Source organism: Salinicoccus roseus (assembly GCF_003814515.1).
In the GTDB taxonomy this organism is placed as follows: domain Bacteria; phylum Bacillota; class Bacilli; order Staphylococcales; family Salinicoccaceae; genus Salinicoccus; species Salinicoccus roseus.
In genome coordinates this window covers 873,077-898,973 of record NZ_RKQJ01000001.1, presented here as the reverse complement: position 1 = coordinate 898,973, position 25,897 = coordinate 873,077, and the positions used below count along the sequence as shown (strand labels likewise).

Annotated in this window: 26 protein-coding genes, 1 pseudogene and 1 riboswitch; of the genes and pseudogenes, 13 read left to right on the top strand and 14 right to left on the bottom strand. The window is 49.7% G+C overall.

All coding sequences use genetic code 11. The features are described 5' to 3' along the window. Window positions 1-19: 19 nt before the first annotated feature. From EDC33_RS04655 to EDC33_RS04645, 3 genes are all read right to left on the bottom strand, one after another. A complete protein-coding gene (locus EDC33_RS04655; protein WP_094905957.1) occupies window positions 20-1,093 on the bottom strand; it encodes a YkvI family membrane protein in 1,074 nt (357 codons plus the stop codon). Between the two features lie 370 nt (window positions 1,094-1,463). Next, the gene (locus EDC33_RS04650; RefSeq protein WP_124010320.1) at window positions 1,464-2,984 is read right to left on the bottom strand and encodes a hypothetical protein; all 1,521 of its coding nucleotides are present in this window, start codon (window positions 2,982-2,984) and stop codon (window positions 1,464-1,466) included. Window positions 2,985-3,166: 182 nt separating this feature from the next. Then, window positions 3,167-3,853, bottom strand: a complete 687-nt coding sequence (locus tag EDC33_RS04645; RefSeq protein ID WP_124010319.1) for a DUF1028 domain-containing protein — start codon at window positions 3,851-3,853, stop codon at window positions 3,167-3,169. A gap of 203 nt (window positions 3,854-4,056) precedes the next feature. Here EDC33_RS04645 and EDC33_RS04640 point away from each other — a divergent pair, with 203 nt between their 5' ends. Next, window positions 4,057-4,890: a dihydrodipicolinate synthase family protein gene (locus tag EDC33_RS04640; protein ID WP_124010318.1), complete on the top strand. Its 834-nt coding sequence runs from the start codon at window positions 4,057-4,059 to the stop codon at window positions 4,888-4,890. A gap of 175 nt (window positions 4,891-5,065) precedes the next feature. Here EDC33_RS04640 and EDC33_RS04635 read toward each other — a convergent pair whose 3' ends face one another. Further along, on the bottom strand, window positions 5,066-5,926 hold the full coding sequence (locus EDC33_RS04635) for a PPK2 family polyphosphate kinase (RefSeq protein ID WP_124010317.1): 861 nt from the start codon (window positions 5,924-5,926) through the stop codon (window positions 5,066-5,068). Between the two features lie 207 nt (window positions 5,927-6,133). On the opposite strand from EDC33_RS04635, the gene ric reads away from it, so the two are divergent. Next, window positions 6,134-6,826: an iron-sulfur cluster repair di-iron protein gene (ric, locus tag EDC33_RS04630; RefSeq protein WP_124010316.1), complete on the top strand. Its 693-nt coding sequence runs from the start codon at window positions 6,134-6,136 to the stop codon at window positions 6,824-6,826. 45 nt (window positions 6,827-6,871) lie between these two features. Here the strand turns inward: ric and EDC33_RS12625 are convergent, their stop codons facing one another. After that, window positions 6,872-7,048: a hypothetical protein gene (locus tag EDC33_RS12625; protein ID WP_170156350.1), complete on the bottom strand. Its 177-nt coding sequence runs from the start codon at window positions 7,046-7,048 to the stop codon at window positions 6,872-6,874. 108 nt (window positions 7,049-7,156) lie between these two features. Here EDC33_RS12625 and EDC33_RS12620 point away from each other — a divergent pair, with 108 nt between their 5' ends. Next, window positions 7,157-7,315 carry a hypothetical protein gene (locus EDC33_RS12620; protein ID WP_170156349.1) on the top strand — a complete coding sequence of 53 codons (159 nt, stop codon included), beginning with the start codon at window positions 7,157-7,159 and terminating at the stop codon, window positions 7,313-7,315. A gap of 35 nt (window positions 7,316-7,350) precedes the next feature. Here the strand turns inward: EDC33_RS12620 and EDC33_RS04625 are convergent, their stop codons facing one another. From EDC33_RS04625 to EDC33_RS04605, 5 genes are all read right to left on the bottom strand, one after another. Next, the gene (locus tag EDC33_RS04625; protein ID WP_124010315.1) at window positions 7,351-7,641 is read right to left on the bottom strand and encodes a hypothetical protein; all 291 of its coding nucleotides are present in this window, start codon (window positions 7,639-7,641) and stop codon (window positions 7,351-7,353) included. A 129-nt stretch (window positions 7,642-7,770) separates the two neighbouring features. Continuing rightward, on the bottom strand, window positions 7,771-8,124 hold the full coding sequence (locus tag EDC33_RS04620; protein WP_124010314.1) for a hypothetical protein: 354 nt from the start codon (window positions 8,122-8,124) through the stop codon (window positions 7,771-7,773). Window positions 8,125-8,164: 40 nt separating this feature from the next. After that, window positions 8,165-8,662: a hypothetical protein gene (locus tag EDC33_RS04615; protein WP_124010313.1), complete on the bottom strand. Its 498-nt coding sequence runs from the start codon at window positions 8,660-8,662 to the stop codon at window positions 8,165-8,167. Window positions 8,663-8,685: 23 nt separating this feature from the next. Then, the gene (locus EDC33_RS04610; protein WP_094906064.1) at window positions 8,686-8,868 is read right to left on the bottom strand and encodes a helix-turn-helix transcriptional regulator; all 183 of its coding nucleotides are present in this window, start codon (window positions 8,866-8,868) and stop codon (window positions 8,686-8,688) included. A 135-nt stretch (window positions 8,869-9,003) separates the two neighbouring features. Further along, window positions 9,004-9,921, bottom strand: a complete 918-nt coding sequence (locus EDC33_RS04605) for a DUF7916 family protein (protein WP_124010312.1) — start codon at window positions 9,919-9,921, stop codon at window positions 9,004-9,006. Between the two features lie 363 nt (window positions 9,922-10,284). Between EDC33_RS04605 and EDC33_RS04600 the strand changes: the two genes are divergently transcribed. The 3 genes and pseudogenes from EDC33_RS04600 (at window position 10,285) to EDC33_RS04590 (ending at window position 12,395) form a co-directional block, all read left to right on the top strand. Then, window positions 10,285-10,800 (top strand): DUF1572 family protein, encoded by a 516-nt coding sequence (locus EDC33_RS04600; protein ID WP_124010311.1) that lies wholly within the window; start codon window positions 10,285-10,287, stop codon window positions 10,798-10,800. Window positions 10,801-10,972: 172 nt separating this feature from the next. Next, window positions 10,973-11,656: pseudogene (locus EDC33_RS04595) on the top strand (MFS transporter); the annotation flags it as partial. 79 nt (window positions 11,657-11,735) lie between these two features. Next, window positions 11,736-12,395, top strand: coding sequence for an O-methyltransferase (locus tag EDC33_RS04590; RefSeq protein WP_124010309.1), 660 nt, complete (start codon window positions 11,736-11,738; stop codon window positions 12,393-12,395). Between the two features lie 260 nt (window positions 12,396-12,655). On the opposite strand, the gene EDC33_RS04585 is transcribed toward EDC33_RS04590, so the two are convergent. Continuing rightward, window positions 12,656-14,143 (bottom strand): aldehyde dehydrogenase family protein, encoded by a 1,488-nt coding sequence (locus tag EDC33_RS04585; RefSeq protein ID WP_124010308.1) that lies wholly within the window; start codon window positions 14,141-14,143, stop codon window positions 12,656-12,658. Between the two features lie 178 nt (window positions 14,144-14,321). Between EDC33_RS04585 and EDC33_RS04580 the strand changes: the two genes are divergently transcribed. After that, on the top strand, window positions 14,322-14,747 hold the full coding sequence (locus EDC33_RS04580; protein WP_124010307.1) for a VOC family protein: 426 nt from the start codon (window positions 14,322-14,324) through the stop codon (window positions 14,745-14,747). 45 nt (window positions 14,748-14,792) lie between these two features. On the opposite strand, the gene EDC33_RS04575 is transcribed toward EDC33_RS04580, so the two are convergent. Further along, window positions 14,793-15,377: a YkoF family thiamine/hydroxymethylpyrimidine-binding protein gene (locus EDC33_RS04575; protein WP_124010306.1), complete on the bottom strand. Its 585-nt coding sequence runs from the start codon at window positions 15,375-15,377 to the stop codon at window positions 14,793-14,795. An 80-nt stretch (window positions 15,378-15,457) separates the two neighbouring features. Beyond that, a riboswitch (TPP riboswitch) is annotated at window positions 15,458-15,554 on the bottom strand. A gap of 179 nt (window positions 15,555-15,733) precedes the next feature. On the opposite strand from EDC33_RS04575, the gene EDC33_RS04570 reads away from it, so the two are divergent. The 4 genes from EDC33_RS04570 (at window position 15,734) to EDC33_RS04555 (ending at window position 21,344) form a co-directional block, all read left to right on the top strand. Further along, entirely contained in the window at window positions 15,734-16,657 is a 924-nt protein-coding gene (locus EDC33_RS04570) for an AEC family transporter (protein ID WP_124010305.1), read from the top strand. A gap of 160 nt (window positions 16,658-16,817) precedes the next feature. Beyond that, a complete protein-coding gene (locus EDC33_RS04565) occupies window positions 16,818-17,555 on the top strand; it encodes an SDR family NAD(P)-dependent oxidoreductase (RefSeq protein ID WP_040106869.1) in 738 nt (245 codons plus the stop codon). A gap of 266 nt (window positions 17,556-17,821) precedes the next feature. Further along, on the top strand, window positions 17,822-19,339 hold the full coding sequence (locus EDC33_RS04560; RefSeq protein WP_124010304.1) for a BCCT family transporter: 1,518 nt from the start codon (window positions 17,822-17,824) through the stop codon (window positions 19,337-19,339). A gap of 1 nt (window position 19,340) precedes the next feature. Continuing rightward, a complete protein-coding gene (locus EDC33_RS04555) occupies window positions 19,341-21,344 on the top strand; it encodes a CocE/NonD family hydrolase (RefSeq protein ID WP_124010303.1) in 2,004 nt (667 codons plus the stop codon). A 47-nt stretch (window positions 21,345-21,391) separates the two neighbouring features. Here EDC33_RS04555 and EDC33_RS04550 read toward each other — a convergent pair whose 3' ends face one another. Then, window positions 21,392-22,507 (bottom strand): M24 family metallopeptidase, encoded by a 1,116-nt coding sequence (locus tag EDC33_RS04550; RefSeq protein ID WP_124010302.1) that lies wholly within the window; start codon window positions 22,505-22,507, stop codon window positions 21,392-21,394. A gap of 150 nt (window positions 22,508-22,657) precedes the next feature. Beyond that, window positions 22,658-22,885: a DUF3953 domain-containing protein gene (locus EDC33_RS04545; RefSeq protein ID WP_124010301.1), complete on the bottom strand. Its 228-nt coding sequence runs from the start codon at window positions 22,883-22,885 to the stop codon at window positions 22,658-22,660. A gap of 185 nt (window positions 22,886-23,070) precedes the next feature. Here EDC33_RS04545 and EDC33_RS04540 point away from each other — a divergent pair, with 185 nt between their 5' ends. Further along, window positions 23,071-24,153 (top strand): GntR family transcriptional regulator, encoded by a 1,083-nt coding sequence (locus tag EDC33_RS04540; RefSeq protein ID WP_037342183.1) that lies wholly within the window; start codon window positions 23,071-23,073, stop codon window positions 24,151-24,153. A 148-nt stretch (window positions 24,154-24,301) separates the two neighbouring features. Further along, on the top strand, window positions 24,302-25,897 hold the full coding sequence (locus EDC33_RS04535; RefSeq protein ID WP_124010300.1) for a xylulokinase: 1,596 nt from the start codon (window positions 24,302-24,304) through the stop codon (window positions 25,895-25,897).

Here is a 25,897-nt window from a genome sequence, read left to right as displayed (position 1 = left end):
TCCACTTTATTCGTTGATATTATTGTGCCGTCTGCTTTACTGCAAACTTGCTTCTCAGCCATCTGACAGTCAGTGCGGCACCGAGCAGAAGTCCGACATATCCAAGGATCGGATAGAAGAAGTTCACGAGGCCGACGAAGCCGACGAGGCTCAGGAAGTAGCCGATGACGAGACCGCCGCCGAGCAGGATCCTGTAGCGTTTCGTATATGGATCCGAGAAGCGTGTCAGGAATGGATAGAGCATTCCGACTGCGGTGTTGTAGATGACCAGCAGCATGACGAGTGAGAGTCCGAGTCCGAGGATCGGGTGGATCTCCCTAGCCAGTATCAGTGACGGTATTTCTGCTGCGTTGGTCACATCGATGCGTGCCAACAGACCGCCGTTCAACAGTATAAGCAGGATGAGCAGCATGATGCCGCCGAAGAGTCCGCCCTTGCGTGCAGCCTTCATGCCTGAAGCCTGGGAGCCCATGATGGACAGCAGGCTGAATGCCATTGCGAGGACGATGCCGCTGTATGTCAGCGCGTCCCACCACCATACACCGGATGGGGATTTGGCTACATCAGTATAGGTATTTGCTTCACTGAACGGCACGCTCGGGTTCAGGAAGCTGTATGCCGCAATGATCATGACGAATGCGATCAGGAACGGTGTCACCGCACCGAGTGCAACGAGGATCTTGTTGAAGCTGAGGTTCAGCGTGATGAATACCGCTACCGCAAGAATCAGCGATCCGAGCCATGAAGGGATGCCGAAGCTTTCATAGAAGGCCGATCCTGCACCGGCGAGCATGATGACCATGACGCCATAGAGGAAGAAGATCAGTATGTAGTCGATGATCTTCCCAAGCCTTTCCCCGAACATTTCGTTGATCGGCTCGAGGTGCGATTCCGCCTCCAGCCGATTTCCAAGTTTTGATGCCTGGCGGCCGATGAACATGATGACCAGACCGGACAGTATGACTGCCCAATAACTCATTGTTCCGTAGTTGGTGAAGAACTGCAGCATTTCCTGTCCAGTGGAGAACCCTGCACCCAATACGACGCCGACGTAGGCGAATCCAATCTTGAGTGGTTCCTGTTGACTACTCAAATAATCACTCCATTTTCACAAGTTTAAATCCATCCCGATATGTAAGAGAGGGGGGATGGTGCATTAAAAACTATATACTTCTTTTGAAAGTTATTTCACACTATCTATAATAAACATAACAGTTGTGGCGATGTCAAATTGATTTGAAGAAATATTTGGTGAAATTATGTGTTATATAAACTGAAATATAGTTTTAATTGTGAAATTGTAAGCGTTTTTATGAAAGTGCACTGGGCAAGGGGCATCAAGGCTTACCGCGATTTTCATCAAAGATGAAATTTTCGATTTTCCAAAGTGTAATTTTCAAGTCTCAGAAAAGTGTAAAAGGCCACCATTAAAATGGTGGCCTTTTGCCGTTCGGCTGTGCGTATCAGCTGCCGACAGCCATGAAATCCACAATTTTGAAAGCATGCGGGGTTTCACGTACTGTATATTCGACTGTCCCGCTTCCGACGCCATTGGAGGAGACATGCTCATACTCGCGGTACATGGTGACTTTGTAAGAGCCATCTCCCATGTCTTCGATGTTCTTTACATCAACCGAATGGGTCGTGTGGTCTGCGAAGTTGCCGGAAGCGCGGTTGTTGTCGAGATATGACATCGCCGGGCTGCCCTGGCCGATATAGTCCATCAAGCGGTTCTGATGGCCATTGAAGAAGTTGGCGAGTTCATAGGCATATGATTCCATGAAAGTGTCGAGATCCGGAGTGAATGGTGCCCCTTTCGCATCCATTTCCTCAATGCCGATCGCTTCCTGGCTGCCGTCCATGACTGCGAATGAATAATCGACCATGCATTCGAGGCAGCCGATGTTCGGTGATATCGGCAGTTCATTTGTGAAGTTCAGATGGTGGTAGGCGAGGAATTTCTCCTGCATCGTGAAACCTTCACATTCCTCTGTCGCCAGGTGGCTGAGGATGCAGTCGACGGCGGCAGGGTTCTGTACGAAATCCTGCTCATATGGACCGGAGACGGCGCCACCGGAACCACCTGTCGAAGCATCATCTGAAGCAGTGTCCACTGCCTGGAAGGTGACGATCTCAAATGCATGCGGGGTTTCATTGACAGTATATTCTACAGTACCGCTTCCGATGCCTTTTGAGGTGACATGCTCATACTCACGGTACATGGTGACTTTATACGTGCCATCCCCCATATCTTCGATGTTCTGAACATCAACCGAATGGGTGGTATGGTCTGCGTAGTTGCCGGAGAGCCGGTTGTCGTGAATGTTCCACATCGCCGGACCATCCCGGTCCAGATATTCGAGCAGTGCACTCGGGTGGCCATTGAAGAAGTTGGCGAGTTCATAGGCATATGATTCCATGAAAGTCTCAAGTTCTGGACTGAATGGCACCCCTTTTTGATCGACTTCATTTTTGGAGATGGGTTCCTGGTTGCCGTCCATGACTGCGAATGAATAATCGACCATACATTCGAGGCAGCCGATGTTCGACGGTATCGGCAGTTCGTTGGTGAAGGTCAGGTGATGATAGGCGAGGAACTTCTCCTGCATGGTGATGCCATCACAATATTCCGCAGCGAGCCGGTTCATGATGCACTGCTCACCCGCAGGGTTCTGCACCATGTTCTGCTCATATGGGCCGGATGCAGAAGCACCGCCCATCGCGCCTTCCTCCGTGGAAGGTTCAGAAGTGCCTGAATCGGATGCACTTTCTTCCGTCGTTTCCTCCTGGGATTCTTCTGTTGACGCTTCATTATCTTCGGTATTGCCTGTACCGCCGGCTGCGGCTTCTTCAGTGGTGACTTCCTCGGTCGTCTCCTCTTCAATATCGGGCATCGCGTCTTCGGCCCCATCTTCATTACCGCCGCATCCTGCAAGCATAAGCAACATCAATGTCATCAGTGGCAGACTCAGCAGATTCTTCATCAAATACCCCTTTATATTTTGACATTGCTGGACTGCACCCAGAGTTGCATGTGACCGGATGCCCGTCCCCTAAAGCTTCGGAAGTGCCTCGGTTAATCTGCATCTGGCTCGTCAGTCGACTCCACCATGTCCTCTTCACCTGTCGTTTCGGTCGGCTTATCCTCCTTTCCCTTGTGTACTGGCTAGATTTTATCCGGTTCGAAGCTGCCTCCCGGATTCTGCTTGGTCGGCATCTGCGGGAACAATGGGAAGAGCTCTTTTCTGGCGACATCGTAGATACGGGCGAGTTCTGTTACCGGATCTTCATGTTCATCGACACGGAGGTCGACGAGCGGGTAGTCTTCCACGCCATATACCTTCAGTGCCGCAGATTGCTTTCCACGTTTGTCACCCCCTGCCTTCTGACCGGCCTGGAGCGCACGCAGCAGACGCTCGGAGAGCTCCAGATCGGAATGGATTTCGAATGTGCGCTTCATATCCGTCAGCGTCTTTTCATTTACCAGCATGTTGCCGGCGACGACGAAGCCGTCCCCTTCAAAATGGTTATAGTAGCCGACACAACGGTCACCCGAAAATGCAGCGGTGCCGCCGTGCCGGTCGACGATCGCAAACTGTCTGAGTTCAAGGTCCTGCTCTGATGCGATGATCTTCTCCATCGCCTCTTCCGCGGTCATCCCGCGGGAGAGGTACTTGATGCCCTGGATGCCGATGTATGGATTGACGAATGACTGGGTCGCAATGGCACCGGTGTCGGCCCTGCCGAACGGGCACAGCATGCCGACCGCGGGCAGCTTCGTCGAAACCGCGACCCCGAGCTGGCCTGTCCTGGCACACCGTGCCGTGATGGAAAATGTATTGAGTTCAACCATATATGAATCCCCCTTATATGTAGGATGTGGGTTTTATCCCATAAACCACCTGTATTATATAAATAGCCAGGTTGTATGCATCCTAATCATCGCAAAACGCCTCATATTGTAGAAAAAATCTGATGGAGTGTTACACTTTAGCTGTTGAAGCGCTTCACGAAGGCATCCATTCATGCTGACTAAATGATGAAGGAGAAATTAAAATGCTGAAAGAACATTTTCATGTTGCGGTACCGACCGCCTTTTTCGAAGATGAATCCCTCGATATCAAGGGGACGATGGACCATATCAGGAATCTGAAGGGGCAGGGCGTCAAATCGGTGCTTGTTTCTGGAACGACCGGGGAGCAGCACAGCCTGAACCTCCAGGAAAAATTGGAGATGGTCGAGGCGCTGGAATCTGAGGGCACACTCGTCGATGATATGGAGATCATATTCGGTGTCGCATCCATACGCCAGAAGGAGGCGGAGCAATTGGCCAAGGCAGTGGGGGAGACGAAAATAGCAGGCGTCATGCTCGGGTATCCGCCTTATATACGACCGTCACAGGCGGAAGCGCTGACCTATTCGAAGCGCATCATCGAACTGGCCGGGAAGCCTGTCATCCTATACAATAACCATGGACGCACAGGCTTCGACCTGTCGGCGGAAAGCATCATCGAACTTGCCCGGCAGGATGCTGTGATCGGTATAAAGGATGCTGGGGACAGGAAGAAGATCGAACAGGTTCAAGAAGATGTGAATGGAGCAAAACTTTATTTCTATGCCGGCGGGGAAGAGGATCTCCGGGAGAAGACTGCCTACGGATACGACCGCCTGTCCTCCATTGCAGGGAATGTGGCCCCGCTGGAAATAAGGAACTGGTTCGAAAGCCTCCGCACCGGAGAGGACGCCGGTGCAGGAGAGGAGGACCGGGTGAAGGAAATCATGGCGCAGGTATACAGGGGCAATGCCGTCGTGAACCTGAAAAGGCTGCTCAATCAAGCAGACGCATCGATGGGAAGGTGCAGGGCACCGATCGGCAATGCAGAGGGATGATGCCAGTTTAAAAAAGATGTGGAAGGGAAGAGGGAAATGATTGTTCGACCCCGTCTCCAAGTGGAGGCGGGATTTTTATTTTTATGGAAAGCAGGTATACAGGGATGGGAATCAAGCTTTAATGAAAAACCACCAAAGCAGGGCTTTGGTGGTGAGAGCATCAACATATTCTCCACTATTCATTTTCAAGTTTATCTATATATTCTTCAAGCTTCTCTTTCTCTTCGCCGGTCATTTCCGGGAACTTTGGATCGATCTCTTCAAGCAGACCGATCATGATCTCATTCACGAGGCGGCGGGTATGCCATTCGTCATCAGCGGGCAGGACATGCCATGGGGCATAGTCTGTGGATGTGTTGTCGAGCATATCCTGGAAGACCTTCTGATAGTCATCCCAATATTGACGTTCCTCATAGTCGGAGAAGGAGAACTCGTGCTGTCTGTCGGGATTCTTCATACGGTCAAGAAGGCGTTCCTTCTGCTCATCCTTAGACATGTTGAAGAAGAATTTGGCCACGTGTATATTGTTTTCCCTGAGATACTTCTCGAATTCGTTGATCTGGCGGTAGCGGAGCTCCCAGATCGAATCCTTGTCGTGGCCTTCGGGAATGTCCTCGTCATCCAACTGGTCATGGATACGCGGTGCGATGACATCCTCATAATGGGAACGGTTCAGTATCCCGATTTCTCCGCGCTTTGGGATTGCCGGCTGCAGACGCCATAGGAAGTCGTGCTTCTGCTCTTCTTCAGATGGCTTGCTGAGATTGGTGGTCTTCACGCCCTGAGCATGCAGGTTGGAGAAGATGTAGCTGATGGACTCATCCTTCCCGGCGCCATCCAATGCCTGAAGAACCACGAGAATGCCGTGCTTCTCTTCTGCATTCAGCTTCTCATGCAGAGTTTTAAGTTTTTCTACGAGAGGCGGGACGACTTCATCCCTGATGGTTTCATTTTCCTTCTTTTTACCCTCTGTTGTCGGATAATCAGAAAGGTTCACTTTTTCATCTTGCGGTACTCTATATGGTTTTATATTCATCTAAAAATACTCCTTTGGACTTTTTATAGAAATGTACCCTGAAGACATGTGATTAAACCCGAACTGCATGAAGTGGGAAGTTCATTTCCATGGGAAACGCTGTCACTAAATGTTCAAGACTTCACATTGGAAAGGACTTCATAACATATTATGATATGGTATATTAAACATGTATTTAAAATGTATGTTTAAACCAGGAGGGTTAATATGACTACAGTAAACCGTGAAATGTGGGTCAGTGAAATCGTCAAAGACATCCCGAAGAGTGCAGATATATTCAGGAAAAATAGAATAGACTACTGTTGTGGCGGCAAGATGCCGATTTCCCAGGCAGTGGAGGAACGTGGACTCGACCTCGAAGGCATGATTGAAGAGATCAACAGTATCGAGCAGCATGAAGAGGCTGGCATCCAGCCGAAATATCTGGATGAGAAGGGGATCGTGAAGTTCATCCAGAACAGGTACCACCAGGAACTTATGGACGAGTTCGCCGCCCTTACACCATACGTGACGAAGCTTGCTCGCAAACATGGACCGAACGAACCGCATCTCGTGAGGATCCAGGAACTGTATAAGACGCTCAAGAATGAAATGATCGAACATACGGAGGATGAGGATCACAATGTGTTCCCGATGATCATCGAATTCATGGAGAATCCGACACCTGAACTGGCCGAAAAAGTGCGTCCGCATGTCAGTGAACTCGAAGGGGAGCATGAAGCAGTGGGAGATATCCTGAAGGAGATCCGTGACATAACAAGCGACTTTACGCCGCATGCGAATGCTTGTGGCACGTACAAGCTTGTATATGCACGGCTAGAGAAACTTGAAAAGGACACATTCGATCACGTGCATCTTGAGAATCATGAGCTGTTCGAACGTGTCAGAAAAGCAATATAAGAGGCATGGGGAACCCCGGGAGCAATCTCCCGGGATTCTTTGTGTTCATTGTCTTTTTTGGACCCTGGTTGTGCTTGCGAACAGCAGGATGAATGCCAGGAGGACACAGACGATCCAGTAGCCGATGTCATTTGCAGCAAGTATTATGGCGGTGATGCTGAGGAGGAAGGAGAGCGCAAAACCGAGAAGGACTTTCTTGTCATCGAATAATTTATTGTTCATGGGGTGTCCTTTCATGTATGGTGATTTCCTTCTATATTTTACATAATATTCAGAAATGTTTTTTGGATGGCGGAGGAAAGGGTATAATGAATCAAAGGGGGTATGAGGATGCACCGGAACTATAATGGACCGGATGGCTACGTTGGGACGCATGCGCACAATGATTATGTGCCTTCAAGGCTTGAAATCCAGAGGCACCCTGAGGGCTTCATCGAATTTGGGCTCTGGATGGTAGGCACGTTCATTAAACACCTGTTCATACGCTAGAAAAAAGAAAGCACAACCGAATCCGGTTGTGCTTTCTATTGTTCTGCCATCTTCTTTTCACGAATATAGGAAAAGAAGACGCTGAGTGTGGTTGAGAACAGAAGTATCCAGAAAGGGCCGGAATCCGGGTTGAGGCCGAATCGGGATTCCCCGCCGAGCTGGGTCAGTATAAGTATGAGTGATATGAAGTATAATTCGAAAATCAGTACATTATGCCATGATTCCTCCTGTTTCCTCCCTGTCTTCTTCCGGTCAATATGACCGAATAAGCTGCCGATGATTGCCAGAATGATGATGACGCCAAACAGGGTGAGAATTACAGGCATGTTCGAGTAGGGCAGTGTGCGAAACTGATCGAGAATGATGGCGACTGAAAAAATGATGACTACAAATGCTGAAAGTATCTTCTGAATCGTGATGTCCTCACCCCCCCCTTTGTTAAGTAGTATGCGATGCTAGTTCAGCTGTCTTTTGGAGCGGTTACCGGCCTCGTATGTCCCGTAGATTTTTATGAATGCCCCAATGGCTGCAAACCAGAACCCTTCACTGGCGAAGTCCAGACCGATCGAAGACTCACCGCCGATCAGATTCAGGAAGGTGATGAAGCCGAATATGCACAAATAATAGTTCAGTTCCTCCATCCATGAATCTGTCTTCTCTTCCTCCGAGTCTCCATCATTGAGCTTTGTGACCATATAAATCAGCGCAATAATACATAATGCATTAATCAGCTGCGTCTGCCATGTGGCAAAGGGGAGTTGCGGAAACTGGTCCATGATGAGCGCAAATCCGATAAGACCATAGCCCATAATCTGTAGCGGTCGAACCTTGCTGATAGACGTTGCCTCCTTATTCCTCTTCCATTTTGCGGTAGCGTCTTACTCTTGTTTCTCCTAACACGATGTTAACAAATATTAGGATAATGGTGAAGGCAATGATGCTGCTGATGAACATCAAAAGGTCAAATCTGAAACTGCTTGCAATCAGGCTCTTTACGAGCAGTTCAACAAGTGTCATAAAGATGGCACCGATGATGGATTCCATAAAGTAGATGCCAAAACGGCCAAAGAAACGGCCTTTCTTATAGGGAAGTTCCTTTTTCACTATTGGAGAATATATCAACGCATCGGATTCATCACGTACGGATATAGTGGTAAATATGATGAATGACAGCATGAAAAAGTATAGATCGTTCATCACCATGTCGGTTTCCCATACCCCCATCGCCACAAGCAGCATGCGGGTAATCATATAAGCCCACATGAGCAGCAGGGTGGTGATGGCGGCCTTGCCAGCTGATTTTCTTGCACGTTCATCCCCTATGAACCGATTGAGCAGATGTTCCATGAAAATCTCCATCCTTTAACTTATTAATATTCATCCCAGAAGAGGTCATCCAATGTGCATCCAAGTGCCTTGCAGATTTTAATGCATAATGCCAATGAAGGGTTGTACTCCCCCTTTTCGATCAGATTGATTGTCTGGCGGCTGACCTCCACCTGTTCGGCCAGTGCTTTCTGGGTGAGATCCCGGCTGGCACGTGCGCTCTTCATCTTCAGATTCTTCGCCAAGAAATCACCTCTTTCAATTCAAATGTAATAAATAAATTTCTAAATGTAAAATATATATTACTTTTAGTATACAAGTACCCGGGAAGAAGAAGTATAAACATTCAACTCCCAGAGATTCTAGCGGTGGATGGAGCGGGCCATGCGTACATAAGTATGGCGGCGCCCCCGGATGGTGATGGAATAAGCCATGATGTTCTCAGGTACCGCGATGCCGTAGAATCCTGCATCACCGATATGATGGATGTCTGCACCGGCCATCTTGGCGGCGAGGGCAATCTGCCGGATGGTCGATTCATCCGCGCCTTCCTGGCTGGTCCCGATGGTGAGCATGGCGAGTGCGCTTTTTGAATGGACGTATGAAACATATTTCTGTGCATCTTCAGTTGTGATGCCCGGCACAGTACCGGGTGACGGCATCAGGATGACGTCTGCACCGGCATCGATGAAGGCATCGAGTGCGGATTCCGAAATGATGCCGCTGCCGGTCTCACTCGTCACACCGGCACCATGCATCTTGCCGGCGATGATGAGCGCGTCACTTCCGAAGGTTCTGCGTGCACGCTGGATGGCGTTCGTGATCTCGACGTTCGTCACACCGGTTTTCGGGTTGCCGGTGAGGCAGATGAAATCGAAGCCGAGCGATTTCGCCTGTGCAAGTGCCTCCTCTGAAGCGATGCGGCCTCGGTCAATGGCGTCCAAGGTTTCAATCTGTTCGGCATTGAGGTCCACCGGTTCCAGGTTGAGGCCGACCGGTCTGCCGGTGAGTCTTTTTATTTCATGGATGACCTCTTCCGGGTTTGATGGGGTGAAGCCCCTGACTTCAGGATTGAAGACATCGAATACGTTGAAGAGCAGCAGGTCGGCGCCGAATGATGCCGTGAGTTCCGCATTCGTCACATCCGGATAGAGCGGCGGTACGGTCGCCATTGTCTCGGCCAGCATAGTCCGGCCCTCACTTGCCTTGATCGATTGCTTCAGATCCTGGCCTGTCATATTGAGGAAGTCGGAAGCGGTGCAGTCGAGCAGTCTTTTCATGTATATCGTCCCCTTTCATATTAACTTCATTTTATCGGTTTGCAGGATATTTTGATAGGTGGGAAGGTTTATTGTCGTTCGTGGGTGCGGCCAGTGACAATTGGGCCTCCAACTGTCATTCGCGGGAGTGACGAGTGACAATTGGGCCTCCAACTGTCATTCGTGGGTGTGACGAGTGACAATTAGGCCTCCAACTGTCATTCGCGGGTATGACGAGTGACAATTAGACCTCCAACTGACATTCGCGGAAGTGACGAGTGACAATTAAGCCTCCCCCCTCCCATCCTTCCAAACCATTGGCAACGGCTTCCATTTCAGCTATAGTGAAAGTAGTAATTTTCCAAAAACAAAGGGGAGAGCGCCATGAAATTTGAACAGGAGTTCCTGAATGTCATCCGGGCACGGTTCAAGGAGATCAAACGGCTCGGTGACCGGACGCTGGATCAGCTGTCGGATGAAGATATGCACTGGCGGTACAATGAGGCATCGAATACGATTGCGGTGCTGGCGAAGCATCTCAGGGGCAACATGTATTCCCGCTGGACGGACGTATTCACGTCGGACGGGGAGAAGGCGGATCGCGGCCGGGATGATGAATTCGAGGATGACCTCAATTCAAAAGCGGATGTGATCGCCGCCTGGGAGGATGGCTGGCAGATATTCTTCAATGCACTGAACAGCTTCACTGTGGATGACCTGCTACGCACCCAGAAGATCCGGGGGGAGGACCATACGATCCTGGAAGCGCTGGAGCGCCAACATTCACACTATGCGACGCATATCGGACAGATGATGTTCATCGGCAAGCAGATCAAAGGCGACGACTGGCAATCGCTGAGCATACCGAAGGGGAAATCGGAGGAATACTTGAAATGGTAGACGGACGGGGAAGCGTAGCAGACGCTTCCTTTATTTTATGAAAGCGGTGGGAGATATGGCTAGAAATCAAGGGCTCGAGGTATACATAGGTGATCCAAACAGAAAGGCAGGACTGTACCGGCGGACGCTCCTGATCGTCGTCATCTCACAGATCTTCGGCGGCGCGGGACTGGCTGCAGGCATCACGGCGGGGCTCATCCTGACCTTCTTCCTGCGTCCGGACCCATTCGAAGTGGCCCAGGTGATTGAAGCGGAACGGCAAAGGGCTGGTACATTCGACGCGACGGAGCGGACAGAGAACGACCAGCGCGGCATCATGCTTGCCGCCCTCATCATGGTCGTGACACAGATCGTCATGGTTGCGGTGATGACGATGACGCCTGTACATATGGGCCACCACGGCCACGACCTTGGGGCCATCGGCATGGTCATCGGTTTCCATATCGCCGGCATGTATCTGCCGTCGCTCTTCACCGGGATACTGATCGACAAGATCGGGCGCGTGGCGATGACGATTGCGGCGGCGATCATCCTGCTTATGGCAGGCATCATTGCAGCGGCCGCACCAGGGGGGTCGTTTGCCATGATGGCCGTTTCCCTGACACTGCTTGGTGCCGGATGGAACCTCGGCCTGATCAGTGGGACGACGATCCTGGTTGATGCGACAGTCCCCGATTCCCGGGCGAAGACGCAGGGGACGGTGGATGTGCTGATTGCGCTCTCCGGTGCAGCAGGCGGAGCATTATCCGGCATCGTGGCTGCGGGCGCCGGGTTCGGCTTCCTGTCGATTTCAGGCGGTGTGCTCGCACTCGGCCTCATACCGGCACTCTATCTCATGCACCCGGAAAAATATTGATCAGCGCAGAGAATTTCGAGTTTTCCACCCCTGTCTGTGCGGGTAAACGAGGAAAAATAAAATGATGGAGGCTCGGAAAATGGAAGAGACATGGAAAGCAGTGGATGAATATTTCGAAGAGAAGCTCAAGACGACGGACGACACGATGGCGCATATACTGAAGGAGACGGATGATGCCGGCATGCGGCAGATCGAAGTGTCGAAGGCACATGGCAAGATGCTGTATCTGATGGCGAAGATGATCGATGCCAAATCCATCCTTGAAATCGGAACCCTCGGCGGCTTCAGTACCGTATGGCTTGCCCGTGCGCTGCCGGAGGACGGGCGCATGGCGACGATTGAAGCGGATCCGAATCATGCGGAAGTGGCGCGGCGGAACATCGCTTCAGCGGCGCTTGCGGCACCGGTGGATGTCATTGAAGGGCAGGCGCTGGATCGGCTGCCGAAGCTGATGGAGCGGGGATATTCGCGTTTCGATCTCATCTTCATCGATGCGGACAAGGAGAACAATGTGGAGTACCTCAAATGGGCGCTCAAGTTCTCCCACAAGGGCAGTGTCATCATCGTCGACAATGTGGTCCGGCAGGGACGCATCATCGATGATACTGAAGAGAAGGCAATCCCCTATATCCGTCAGATGTTCGATATGCTGGAGCATGATGGACGCATCGAATCGACCGCCATACAGACCGTTGGACAGAAGGGCTATGACGGCTTCCTGATGGGGGTCGTGAAGTAGAGGGCATTCATCTAAACAGAATCTTTACTTTCCCTTAAAAGGATATCAACATTCCGTTGATATCATGGAATCAGCATCAGAGCCACCTCCGGATATCTGATGCCCCCCAAGATCCCTTATAAATATCAACTGGTTTCAATGCACCCAGATGCGTTGTCTGCCCCTGTGAACGGATTGTCCCCCGTTCACAGGGGATTTTTTTATGTAGAATAAAATAAAAAATCCAGGCAACCTGGAGTGGTCACCTGGATATGCTGGATTTATTGTGGAATATGCGGAAGGTCCTTCGTCTTCGGAATGTTGATGGAATGGGAGTCCACATATTCGAGCATGCCTTCTTCACCGTATTCGCGGCCGATGCCGGACTGCTTGACGCCGCCGAATGGATAGCGGATGTCGAGTCCCTGGATCGCTGCGGTGTTGACCATCGTCACACCGGCTTCGATGCGCTTCGCGATTTCGATTGCGTGCGCTTCCTCGCCCCAGACGGAACTTGTCAGTCCAAGTTCACTGTCGTTTGCGAGTTCGACCGCATGGTCGTCATCCTTGAATTTCAGGATCGGCACTGCCGGGCCGAACTGTTCTTCTGCCACGATGCGTGCATCGTAGTCGGCGCCGAGTACGACCGTCGGATACATGAAGTAGCCGTTGTTGAAGAATTCCTCATCTGCAACGTTGCCGACTTCCCTGATGTCGTAGCCGTTCTGTCTGGAGTCTTCGATGAGCTCCTGGACGAATTCGAGCTGGGCCTTGTTGTTGACCGGGCCGACCGTCGTCTCTTCGAGCGTCGGATCGCCGATGCGCAGCCATTTTTCTGCGGCTTCCATATACTTCTCGACGAACTGGTCGTAGATGGATTCATGCACATACATGCGTTTTGCGATCATGCAGATCTGGCCACCTGTGAGGAAGTTCGAAATGACGACACGGCGCATGGCTGCTTCATCATTCACATCGAAGTCGTCGAGGAAGATGGCAGGGTCGTTGCCGCCGAGTTCGAGCGTGACGTTCTTGATCGTGTCTGCTGCCGCCTTCATGATGTGGCGGCCTGTATTCGTACCGCCGGTGAAGGCGATTTTGCGTACCTTGTCGTTTGAAGTAAGCTCAATACCGATGTCTGCATCCCCATTGACGATGTTCAGCACGCCTTCAGGGAATTCTTCTGCGACCATCTGTGTCACAAGCGTCACAGTAAGCGGCGCCATCGGGCTCGGCTTCATCACCATCGTATTGCCGGCAAGCAGCGCCGGTGCAATCTTCTCGGTGGAGAGTGCCAATGGATAATTCCATGGACTGATGGCGGATACCACCCCGATCGGGTCATGGCGCAGGATGTTCTTGCCGCGCTCGTCTTCGTTGACTTCTTCCTTGTATACGCGTTCTGCGTTCTCCACTGCATACTCCATGAACATGAGGGAAACCGTCAATTCACCTTGTGCATCATAGATCGGCTTGCCGTGCTCTTTGGAAAGCAGTTTGGCGAGATCATCCTGGTTGTCCTTTATCTTCTGTATCCCTTTCTGCATGCGTTCTATGCGATCCTTCATCTCTGAATGTTTCCAGGATTTGAAGGCTTCATCTGCAGCGTCGATCGCCTGCTTCGCCTCTTCGACTGTATTTTTCGGCCAATAGCCTGCCGTTTCCTCCGGTTTTGCCGGATTTTCACGGGGGGCGTGATCCTGTGCTTCGACTATTTCGCCATTTATATATGCATTCACTGTCAGTGGTGTCTCAAGTTTAAGTGCCAATGTGATTGCCTCCTTGTATCATTACTGGTTATCCATTGTCGTTCTTTCCCGGTTGGGCGGTGCGTGAAACATCATGCAGCGGGGGCCGGCCGGCCCCACACGCATTTCTATTTTATGGTATATTGGAAGTGTGAAAATGCTCCGGATTTACGCATCCTATTCGCAAAGGGGAATTGCCATGGACAGGATCAATCTGATTACGCTCGGTGTAAAAGATATGTCGACTGCAGTCGACTTTTACCGCAAGCTTGGATTTGAAGCATCACTGGTCGGCAGTGAAGAAGCGCTGGAAATCGTATTTTTCAGGATGAAGGGTTCAAAGCTCTCCCTCTATCCGCTGGAAAAACTGGCGGAGGAGACCGGACAGCCGGTACCTGATGGTGGATTCAATGGCGTGACGCTCGCCTATAATGCGAAGTCCGAATCGGAAGTGGACCAGGTTCTGAAGACTGCCGGCAGAATCGGAGGGATGGTCGTGAAGGAGGCGGCCCCGACGGACTGGGGCGGCTATAGCGGCTACTTCACAGATCCGGACGGCCACTACTGGGAAGTGGCATATGGCGCGGACTGGGAATTCGACGATAATGACATGCTGATCATCTGATACAGAAAGAGGGGAGCCCGGCCGGGCTCCCCTCTTCATATCGTCCTAGCTGTTCGACGGGCTGTTTGCTGAAATCGTGAATGTCATCGTCGTGTGGCTTACCGCTTCCTGTACTTTCGTAAAGGATGACTCCATGGCGCTGAAGATGTCCGGCACCGTCCCGTCGAGCCGCGTGGCGTAATGGGATGGGCTCACCGTGACGCCGGCCTCCTTCGACAAGTCGATCTGTTCGTAGATGACATCCATATAGTCGGTCGTATTCATCGGATAGAGGGCGAACTTGCATCCTGCCTTCTGCTGGACGTCTTTTGAAGGTGCATTCAACCGATCCGGGGATGCATCCATGTAGGCATCCCCGGAAGAATCACCCGGACAGCCGATGGAGAACGTTCCGCTCATCTCGACATGTTTCCCCGTCTTGGCCGCCTCAAGGTAGATTCCCTGGACGACATCGAATACATGCTCGATCCGTCCACGCACACACGTCGAGACGTCATCCGTCTCTTTCCACACCTTCGATGTGTCGACCCGATCCAGTGCGCCGAGGATCACTTCCGCGAAATCATCGCTCATCACACTCAAGTTGAACTGGCAGCCCGCAATCCGTTCTGTTCCGCATTCCTGTACCATAATCATGCCTCCAATGATTTTATTGAAAATGAAAAAGCTGCACTCCCGAGGGAATGCAGCAGATGTATGGAGTGGTGCGGACATACAAGGCTGCACTTCCCCACGCTGGTGTTATCCAGATCGGGTGGTAAGGGTCCGGTATCTCCGTCTCAGCCTAAGGCGCCCCCAGTGCATCGGTATGCAGTTTTTCATTACAGTTACCATGATAGTGGATTGGGGCCTGGCGTGTAAAGCGGTATGGGAATCAGCCCCGGGATGTATATTCTGAAGTGGAAGCGCTTGAAGAGGCAGTGCTTTGGAGCGGGCCCCGCGCAAAGTGGTAGAATATAGGGGTGAGAGTAGAAAGGAGGGAGGATATGGCATATATCTCCCTTGTATTTCTGGATGTCATACTGCCGATCCTGATTCTGCTCGGCGTCGGTGTCATCCTCCAGAAGAAGTTCGAATTCCGTCTGCGTCCGATTGCGAATCTCGTCACCTACTGTTTCCTGCCGGCCGCGGTATTCCTGAACATATATGAAGCGGACATCGACTTTGAACTGCTGGGACAGCTCGCATTGTATCTGGTACTGTTCATTACTGCAATGATGGTGGTCGGTGAACTGCTCGCCCGGGGGCTCGGCCTTCGCGGAGGGGAGCGGACCGCGCTCAAGAACAGTGTCTCTCTGATGAACTCCGGCAACTACGGGCTGCCCGTCAGCCATCTCGTATTCAGTGCCAACCCGGTGGGTGTATCTGTGCAGATCATCGTGCTCGTCGTCCAGAATCTGCTGACGTTCACATATGGCCTGTACAATCTGCGGTCCAATGCGAAATCCGTCGTGGAACTCTTCCGGGAACTGCTCCGGCTGCCGATCATCTATGCACTGGCGGCCGCGTTCATCCTGCAGGCAATTGACGTCGAACTGCCGAGTTTCATCAGCGTGCCTGTCGAGCAGCTCGCCGGTGGGTTCGCCGCGCTCGCGCTGCTCCTCCTCGGGATGCAGCTTGCACAGATCGAGATCCGTTCCTTCCACAGGGTGATCGCCTGGAGCGCACTCGGCCGGCTGGTCATCGGACCCGCAGTCGCCCTGGCCATCATATTCATGCTCGGCATCGAAGGCGTCATCGCCCAATCGCTCTTCATTGCGAGCGCGTTCCCGACCTCGAGGAATACTGCGACCCTCGCACTCGAATATGATGTCGAACCGGAACTCCATGCCCAGGTGGTCCTTTATTCCACGGTACTCAGCAGCATCACCGTGACATTCGTCATCTATCTGTCCATGCAGCTGTTCTAGATGGGGGCGGTTGGAGGGCTAATTGTCACTGAGTGTCCGAGTGAATTACAATTGAAAGGTCCAACTGCCTTAATTCAGACACACTTATCGTGTTTCAGTCATCTCTGGCTGAGGTATATGTATAGTGAGTCAGATGGAGTCATCGAAAGGGGAAATGATTTTGGAACTTAAGGATAAAGTTGCGATTGTAACAGGTGGCGGATCAGGTATTGGTTTAGCTACAGCGAAGGCGTTCCTGGATAAAGGCGCGAAAGTCATTGTGGCTGATTACAATGAAGAGTCTGGTAAGAAAGCAGAAGAGAGCCTCAAACAATATGGGGATATCCTGTTTGAGAAAGTGGATGTCTCCGTTGAAGAGGATGTCAAAAACGTCGTTGCTCTCGCCGTTGAAAAGTTTGGACGACTGGATGTCATGTTCAACAATGCCGGAATCGGTGTCCAGGGCGAGACGCACAAGCTTTCCTACGAAGACTACAACAAAGTAATCAAAGTCAATCAGGACAGCGTATTCTTCGGTTCAAAATACGCAATCCCTGAAATGCAGAAGGTGGGCGGCGGTGCAATCATCAATACAGCCTCCATCCTCGGCAGTGTCGGCGAGCCGACAGCATTCGCGTACAATGCGTCCAAAGGCGCCGTGAATCTGATGACGAAATCCGTCGCTTTACAATATGCCAAGGACAACATCCGAGTCAGCGCAGTTGCTCCCGGCTACGTCGAGTCCGGTATGGTGAACAGGGAAGCATTGGGAGATTATTACGAAACTCTCGTAGACAAGCACCCAATCGGCAGACTTGGTGAACCGGAAGAAATCGCACATGCGGTCGTATTCCTGGCGGAAAATGAATTCACTACAGGCACCACACTTCTTGTGGACGGCGGCTACACAGCCCAGTAATGTAGTGGATAGTGCAGGCACCAGACCAAAAGTCTGGTGTCTTTTTTTGTTTTTCTCAATTCTTTTTATTAAAGTCTTTATCTTTGTTGTAAAAAGTAATATAATAGCTTAATGGTTAAATTATTAGTATACTCTCAACATTTTAAATTTGTTTATTTTTCACAATAGTGTTGATTGGGCCTTATAAATTTGTTAGGTTGGGACAGAATATCAAACGTAATATTACATATTTTTAAGTCAACAATTAAATTATCAGGAGGTTTTTGATGAAAGAAAAGGCAAAATTGGATTCATTCATTTTTTGGCCGTCCATCGTCGTGCTGCTGTCGCTGACCATACTGCTGGTCGTGTTCCAGTCTTCAGCAGAAACGATGCTCAACGGGATGCTTACGGCAATCAATACACGGATGGACTGGATCTTCCAGTTCATGACCTTCGGACTGTTCGTCCTGCTGCTGTGGATTGCATTCGGCAAATACGGCAGGGTCAAACTCGGGGAAGGACCGCCCCAGTTCAACAACTTCAGCTATGGTGCCATGCTGTTCTGTGCGGGCATGGGGACGAGCATCATGTTCTGGTCCATCATAGAACCGATGTACTATCTTCAGGGACCGCCGTTCGGCTTTGAACCGGAAAGCCAAAGTGCAGCTGAATGGTCTGTAGCATACGGGATGTTCCATTGGGGCATTTCCGCATGGTGCATCTATGCTTTCCCGACGATCGTCATTGCATATTCATTTTTCAATAAAAAGAACAAATCCTTGAAGGTCAGCCAATCAGTAAAAGGTGCCCTCGGCAAATATTCCGACGGCATCCTCGGCAAGATCATAGACATCCTTGTGATCTGGAGTCTTGTCGGCGGACTGGGTACATCACTCGGCCTCGGAGTTCCGATGGTTTCTGCCGGCATCGGTCATCTTCTTGGAGTGGAGCAGTCCGTTACACTCAGCATCATCATCATGATCATCTGGGCTGTCATCTACATCACAAGTGCATCCCTTGGATTGGATAAGGGGATACGCAGGTTGAGTAACCTCAACGTCTATCTAGCACTTGCACTCGCAATCTTCGTCATCCTTGTAGGACCGACGGGATTCATACTGACATATTTCACAGACAGCTTCGGCATCATGTCCCAAAACTTCCTGAGGATGAGCTTCTATACGGATCCGATTGGCGGCGGCGGATTCCCGCAGGCCTGGACGGTATTCTACTGGGCATGGTTCGCTGCAACAGCCCTGTTCATGGGACTGTTCATTGCACGTATTTCAAAGGGACGCACATTGAAGAGCCTGATACTCCACATCCTTGGTTGGGGTTCCCTCGGCAGCTGGCTGTACTTCGGCATCTTCGGAGGATATACGATGAACCTGCAACAGACGGGTGAACTGGATGTGCTCGGCAGCATGGCTGAATTCGGCGATGCATCCACCATCATCAACGTGCTGGAAACATTGCCATTCAGCTATATTGCGATCCTATTCTTTGTCGTACTGGGATTCATATTCCTCGCGACTTCACTGGATTCAGCGTCCTATATCCTTGCATCCACCGCTTCAATTAAAGTAGGGGACGGCATTGAACCGCCGGTATGGCATACCATCCTGTGGGGATTGATTATGGCGTTTCTGTCCATTTCACTGCTGCTCATAGGCGGACTCAGTGTCGTCCAGACATCGGCTGTAGTCGTGGCAGTGCCTGTCGTCATCATATATGCACTGCTCGTCATTTCATTGATGAAATGGCTGAAGAATGATGAACATATTTATGAGGAGGACAAATAGATTGGGCGTTTTCGATGTCGATTATAATAAGATACATGAACGTACAGATTTTCCGTATGAAGTGGAAGTCACACACCATACTTGGATAGAGATGCCTGACGGCATCAGATTGTCTGCCAAGCTCTGGAAGCCGAAAGATATCAAGGGTACGACGAAAGGAACCGTCCTCGAGTTCCTTCCGTACAGGAAAGATGAATTCACGGCACTCAGAGATGAAATCCGGCACAAGTATTTTGCCGGATTCGGCTATACATCCATCCGGGTCGATATACGCGGCACCGGGGATTCCGAAGGCATCATAGAAGATGAGTATCCGCAGCAGGAACAGGATGACGCACTCGCGATCATCAGCTGGATCGAGAATCAGGAATGGTCGAACGGCGCGGTTGCCATGATCGGCAAATCCTGGGGCGGCTTCAACGGCCTTCAGGTCGCGGCCCATCAGCCCAAGGCACTGAAGACGATCATCTCCTTATGCTCGACAGATGATCGTTATGCGGATGATGTCCATTATAGGGGCGGCACAATGATGGCCTCCGACATGCTCTGGTGGGCATCGACGATGTTCGCCTATAATGCACGGCCGCCTTTCCCGAAATTCGTCGGAGACCGCTGGTATGACATGTGGCTCGATAGGATGGAGAATACACCGCCATTCGTAGAGGAATGGGTATCCCATCAGACGCGGGATGCGTACTGGAAGCACGGCTCTGTGGCTGAAAACTACAGTGACATCAAGATACCGGTCCTCACGATGAGCGGCTGGGCGGACGGTTATCCGGATGCGCTCTTCCGCCTGATGTATAATCTCGACGTGCCGAAAAAGGGCATTGTCGGACCGTGGGCACACGAATTCCCTGATATGGCCATTCCAGGCCCTCAGATCGGCTACCTGCAGGAAGTGGTGGAATGGCTGGATAAATGGATGGATGCTGATGGAGATGTCGATCATACTGATGAATTCCTCGTCTACCTCCAGGACAGCGTAAAACCTGCAACTTCCTATGAGTATCGTGAAGGCAGGTGGCTCGACCTGTTCAAGGAGGACCAGGAAATACACGACCTGTTCGATGGCCAGACCGGGGAACAGCGTCTGAAGAACATCCAGCACCATGGCCTCTATTCAGGAGTATACTGCCCATTCGGACAGGATGGCGACCTGCCGGATGACCAGACGATCGAGAACGCGCTGGCTACTTCCATCATGTTGGAGCCGCAGAAGGAAGCGGTGAACATCGTCGGTCAGCCAGTGGCAAGATTGAAGGTGAAATCCGATGTCAAGGAAGCGAATGTCCATGCAAGGATTTCAGATGTGCATCCGGATGGCGAGAAGACGCTCATCACAAGGGGACAGATGAACCTCAACCATTACAGGAGTCATGAATTCCCTGAAGACCTGCCGGTCGATGAATATATTGATGTCGCATTCACACTCGATGTCATCGGTTATCAAGTACCGGTGGGCCATTCGATCGAGGTCTCCCTGTCGCCGACATACTGGCCGCAGATCTGGCCGGCGAAGGAAATCGCAGGGCTCACTGTAAATCTTGAAGCTTCAAGGCTCGAACTGCCGGTCGTCAATGATTTCGAAGCGGTTTCGCTGAAGCATGAGCAGGCGGAAACGGCAGCACCGCTTGAGAAGGAGATCCATCGTGAAGGATCCAGGACGCGTGAAGTCATCAAGCGGCTGACGGAGGATGAATGGGTGCTGGAAGACTATTCAGACGAAGGTCTGCGGACACTGCCAGGCCTCAACATCACTTATGGTACTGAAAACCGCAATGCCTATATCATCAAGGAAAACGACCCCATTTCAGCCAGAGTGGAATGCGACTGGAACGTGATCGTGAAGGATGATGACATCGATACGGAGATGAAGACGAAGAGTGTCATGTCATGTGACGCAGACTACTACTATCTCGTGAATGAGCTAGTCGCCTACAACAACGGTGAAGAATGCTTCTCCAAGACATGGGAGAAGAAGATCAGAAGGCACTACACATAGACTAAAGAATAAGCCCCCGACACCGTCGGAGGCTTATTTTTATCTTCTTATTTGAGTTCTATGCTTCTGAGATTCCGTGGAAAGGAGGTCAGCACTTCCGGCTCACCATCTTCATTGATGTACACTTCTTCCTCGATCCGGACGCCGCCGAACCCAGGGATGTAGATGCCAGGTTCTATCGTGAAGACCATGCCCGGGGCTGCGAGCTGTTCGTTTTCATGGTGGATGGAAGGGGCTTCATGCACTTCTATTCCGAGGCCATGTCCCACCCGGTTGTTGAAGTATTCACCGTATCCGGCGGATTCGATGACCTCCCTGGCGGCGATATCGAATGATTTCAGCGGTATGCCGGATCTGACGGCATCGACGCCTGCCTGTGTCGACTTCTGCACCGTTTCATAGATTTCCCTCTGTTTCGCGGTCGGCTCACCGATGACGAAAGTGCGTGTGATGTCGGAACAGTACCGCTCATTTGTAATGACACCGAAATCAATCAGCAGGAAATCCCCTTCCTGGAGTCTGCGTTCCCCCGGCTTGCCATGGGGCATGGCGGATTTCTCACCTGAGAGCACCATGGTGGAAAATGAAGGGCCTGCTGCACCGTGCCGCTTCATCAGATACTCGAATTCGGCTGTGAGCGCCGCTTCTGTCATCCCTTCGTGGATGGTCGCAAGCCCTTCCTCAAGAACTGTCTCAATGATGGCCACCGCCTGTCTGAGGCCCTCGACTTCCGATGGGGTCTTGAACGTGCGCATGTGGTTGAGTTCAGGGGTGATGTCCATGTATTCCGCATTGGGACAGATGGATTTGAGGCCATTCTGGTGGCTGACCGTCATCACATCCATTTCGATGCCGATTTTTGAGATGTCTTCCTGCATCACCCCTTTGACGACATCAAAAGGATCCATTTCATCAGATATCGGATGGATGGCATCCACTTCTGCGGACGCCTTTGCCAGTTCTTCATCGAGGGCGGGGAGGAACAGTGCTGACTTCCTGTTTCCAGCGTCGATGACGAGTGACATGTAGCGTTCATGGGGATCGGCGTAGAAGCCGGTGAGGTAGAAGATGTTTGTCGGGTCGGTGATGAGAGCAATATCGAGCGTCTCCTTTTCGAGCCGCTCCAAGAGCGTCTGCTTTCTTCGATTATAGTCGATTGGCATATGATTCCTCCTATATGTATTCATTTCCCCATTATAGCATTCCCGCAGGACGACTTCTGCTTTGTGGAGATATTATATGGTGAGAAAAAAACCGGTACCAGGGACCGGTTTGAAATCAAAAATGGCATCAAGAACTCCCACACCTGAAATTTAGGATAGAATGAATCCGTCCAGTGAGACGTAAAGTACAAAAGCAAGGAGGGAAAAGACGCCAAATACTTTACGCCCCTTGAGGTACTCGTCGATCCCCATAGTCAGAAGGAGGAAAGACATGGAAAGGAGCATCCATGGCATCAATCCATAGTTGTCAGTGAACAGGCTATAGAGGGCCAGTCCAGCTGTTGCTGCAGCAAAAATAAGTCTAAGTACAAAGATCAAATAATCCCTCCAGTCTGCATTTTAAAAAGAGTGATATGTGATAGGTCTACTGGTTTCAATGTAACATACACTAGAAGCAGATAGGCTTATTCTTGAAGCAATCTAAAAAATTTTTATGATATACTCGTCTTAATATATAAAGTTGAAATTTTAATAATATGCATACAGAAGTAGGGGATCGACCAATGCAAATACCAAAATATCAGAAGATAGCCATAGCCATTAAAGATAAAATAATTGATGGAGAGTACAGGGCTGGCACACTGCTGCCTACTGAGAAACAGCTGCAAGTCCAATACGATGTCAGCAGACACACAATAAGGCAAGCCATGGAAATCCTTGTGAATGATGGATTCGCAGTGAAAAGGAAAGGTGCAGGTTCATATGTAAGTAATGCCTTTCTAAGCAAGAGCAGCCAAAAGCAAGTGAAAAAAATAGGGGTTATAGTTACTTATCTTTCAGACTATATATTTCCAAGCATTATACGGGGAATAGAAACGGTCCTAAGGGAGAATGGATATTCGCTTATTCTTGCAAGTACGAATAATAATCACGAAGAGGAACGGCGCTGCTTGGAGATGATGCTGGACCAAGAAGTGCAGGGGTTGATTATTGAGCCGACAAAAAGTAATACATTTAATCCGAATTTATCATATTACTCCCTACTCAAGAAGAAAAAAATCCCTACGCTGATGATAAATGCAAGATATGAGGAACTCAATATTCCTTTCATAAGCATAGACGATACAAAATCAGGGTTTATAGCCACTGAATATCTTCTTGAGCACGGTCACCAGGATATTGCTCTCATTACTAAAATTGATGATCTTCAGGGAAAGCTGAGAATGAAAGGATATATCAAGGCATTTGAAGAACATGATACGGTCTTTAAGGGAGAATACATATATACATTTTCTACAGAGAGCCGTAATGCAGTAGTGAATCAGGTGGTGGAGCATATAGAAATGGGGACATTGGATGTTACTGCCATAGTGTGTTATAACGATGAAATAGCATATGACTTGAATAAAAAGCTTAGAAATATTGATTATAAGATACCGGAGGACATATCACTCATAGGAGAAGATAATTCCATATTGAGTCGCCTGGAAGATACTTTGTTAACAACGACTTCCCATCCCCAGGAGGATCTTGGTATGAAGGCGGCAAACTGGATTGTAAAGGCAATTCAGGATGGCGTAGAGGGTGATTCAATAATTTTGGACACTTCTATTATAGAAAGAAATAGTGTGAAGGCTTTAAATTAAGCATAAAAGAAATCCAAGTATGTGTGCTTGAACATACTTGGATTTCTTTTATATAAATTTGTACGTATTAATTTTTAAAATAGTTTGACATGTACGTATAAATAATCTAATATTCTTTTTGTAAGCGATTGCAGGGGAGTGTAGATAATTGAGCGAGAAAAAAGTTGTAGACGAAATCGAAAATGGTGAAATCACTGTTGGGATAGAATTGGGCTCGACAAGAATAAAAACCGTAGCTATCGATTCATCGTATCAGACTGTTGCATCAGGATATTTCGAATGGGAGAACCGTCTAGAAAATGGCTATTGGACCTACTCGTTAAATGATATATGGGTCGGCCTACAGAAAAGTTATACGGATATGACAGAAGATATGATGGAGAGATATGGAGTTCCTTTAAGAAAAATAAGTGCCATGGGTGTAAGTGCGATGATGCATGGTTACCTGGCCTTTGATGACAAGGATGACTTGTTGTTGCCATTCAGGACTTGGAGAAATAATAATACAAAAGAAGCGGCAAAAGAACTGACCGATATATTTAATGTGAATATCCCGGAACGCTGGAGTATAGCCCATTTCTATCAAGCAGTAATCGATCAGGAAGCGCACATCAGCAAAGTGAAATATGTGACGACGTTAGCAGGATATGTGCACTGGTACCTTACAGGGAAGAAAGTAATTGGCATCGGGGATGCTTCAGGGATGTTCCCGGTGGATACCTCGACGAGAGATTATAGGTACGACCTATTGGAAGATATGGATGGACTCCTTGAGAAGAATGGTATTAAATACAGGATTAAAGAAATTTTGCCTAGTATTAAGCTCGCTGGGGAGACTGCAGGAAATTTAAGTGAAGAAGGTGCAAGGCTCCTTGATTCTACCGGAGCCCTACAGGCTGGGGCACCACTTTGTCCGCCAGAAGGGGATGCAGGCACAGGAATGGTCGCCACAAACAGTGTAGCCAAAAAAACAGGGAATATATCTGCCGGAACAAGTGCATTTATGATGGTTGTGCTGGAAACCCCTCTCAAAAATATTTTTAGAGAGATTGATACTGTAACCACTCCCGATGGCAATGATGTCGCGATGATCCATACAAATAACTGTACTTCCGATATCAACGCATGGATGGGACTGTTCAGTGAGGTTCTGAGCACAATGGGAGTGGAATTTTCACAAGAAGAGTTGTACGGACAAATATTCAAGAGCATAAACACCAGCGACAATGATTTAGGCAATTTGCTCTCATATGGATATGTCTCAGGAGAAAATATTACTGATGTAGAAAACGGACGGCCTCTTTTCTTAAGACAGCCTGACAGTAACCTTAACTTGGCGAATTTCATGAAGACTCATCTTTATAGCGCCTTCAGCACCATGACCATCGGACTGGATCTGTTGAAGGAAAATGAGAACATCGAAATTGCTTCCCTAGTGGCCCATGGGGGCATTCTAAAAACAAAAGATGTCGCACAGGCCGTTCTTGCTGCTGCCACTGATAGCCCAGTAACAGTTATGGATACTGCAAATGAGGGGGGCGCATGGGGAATGGCAGTCCTGGCTAAATTTCTTATGAATGATACAGGCATGACCCTTGAGGATTATTTAAATGATGAAGTATTTGGAAGTGTGGGAAGTTATACCTTGGAAGCAGAACCAGAGGAAGTGGAAAGGTATCGAAAATATATAGAACTCTATAAGCAATCACTGCCTATTCAACGGCAAGCTGCACAGTTTTGTTAG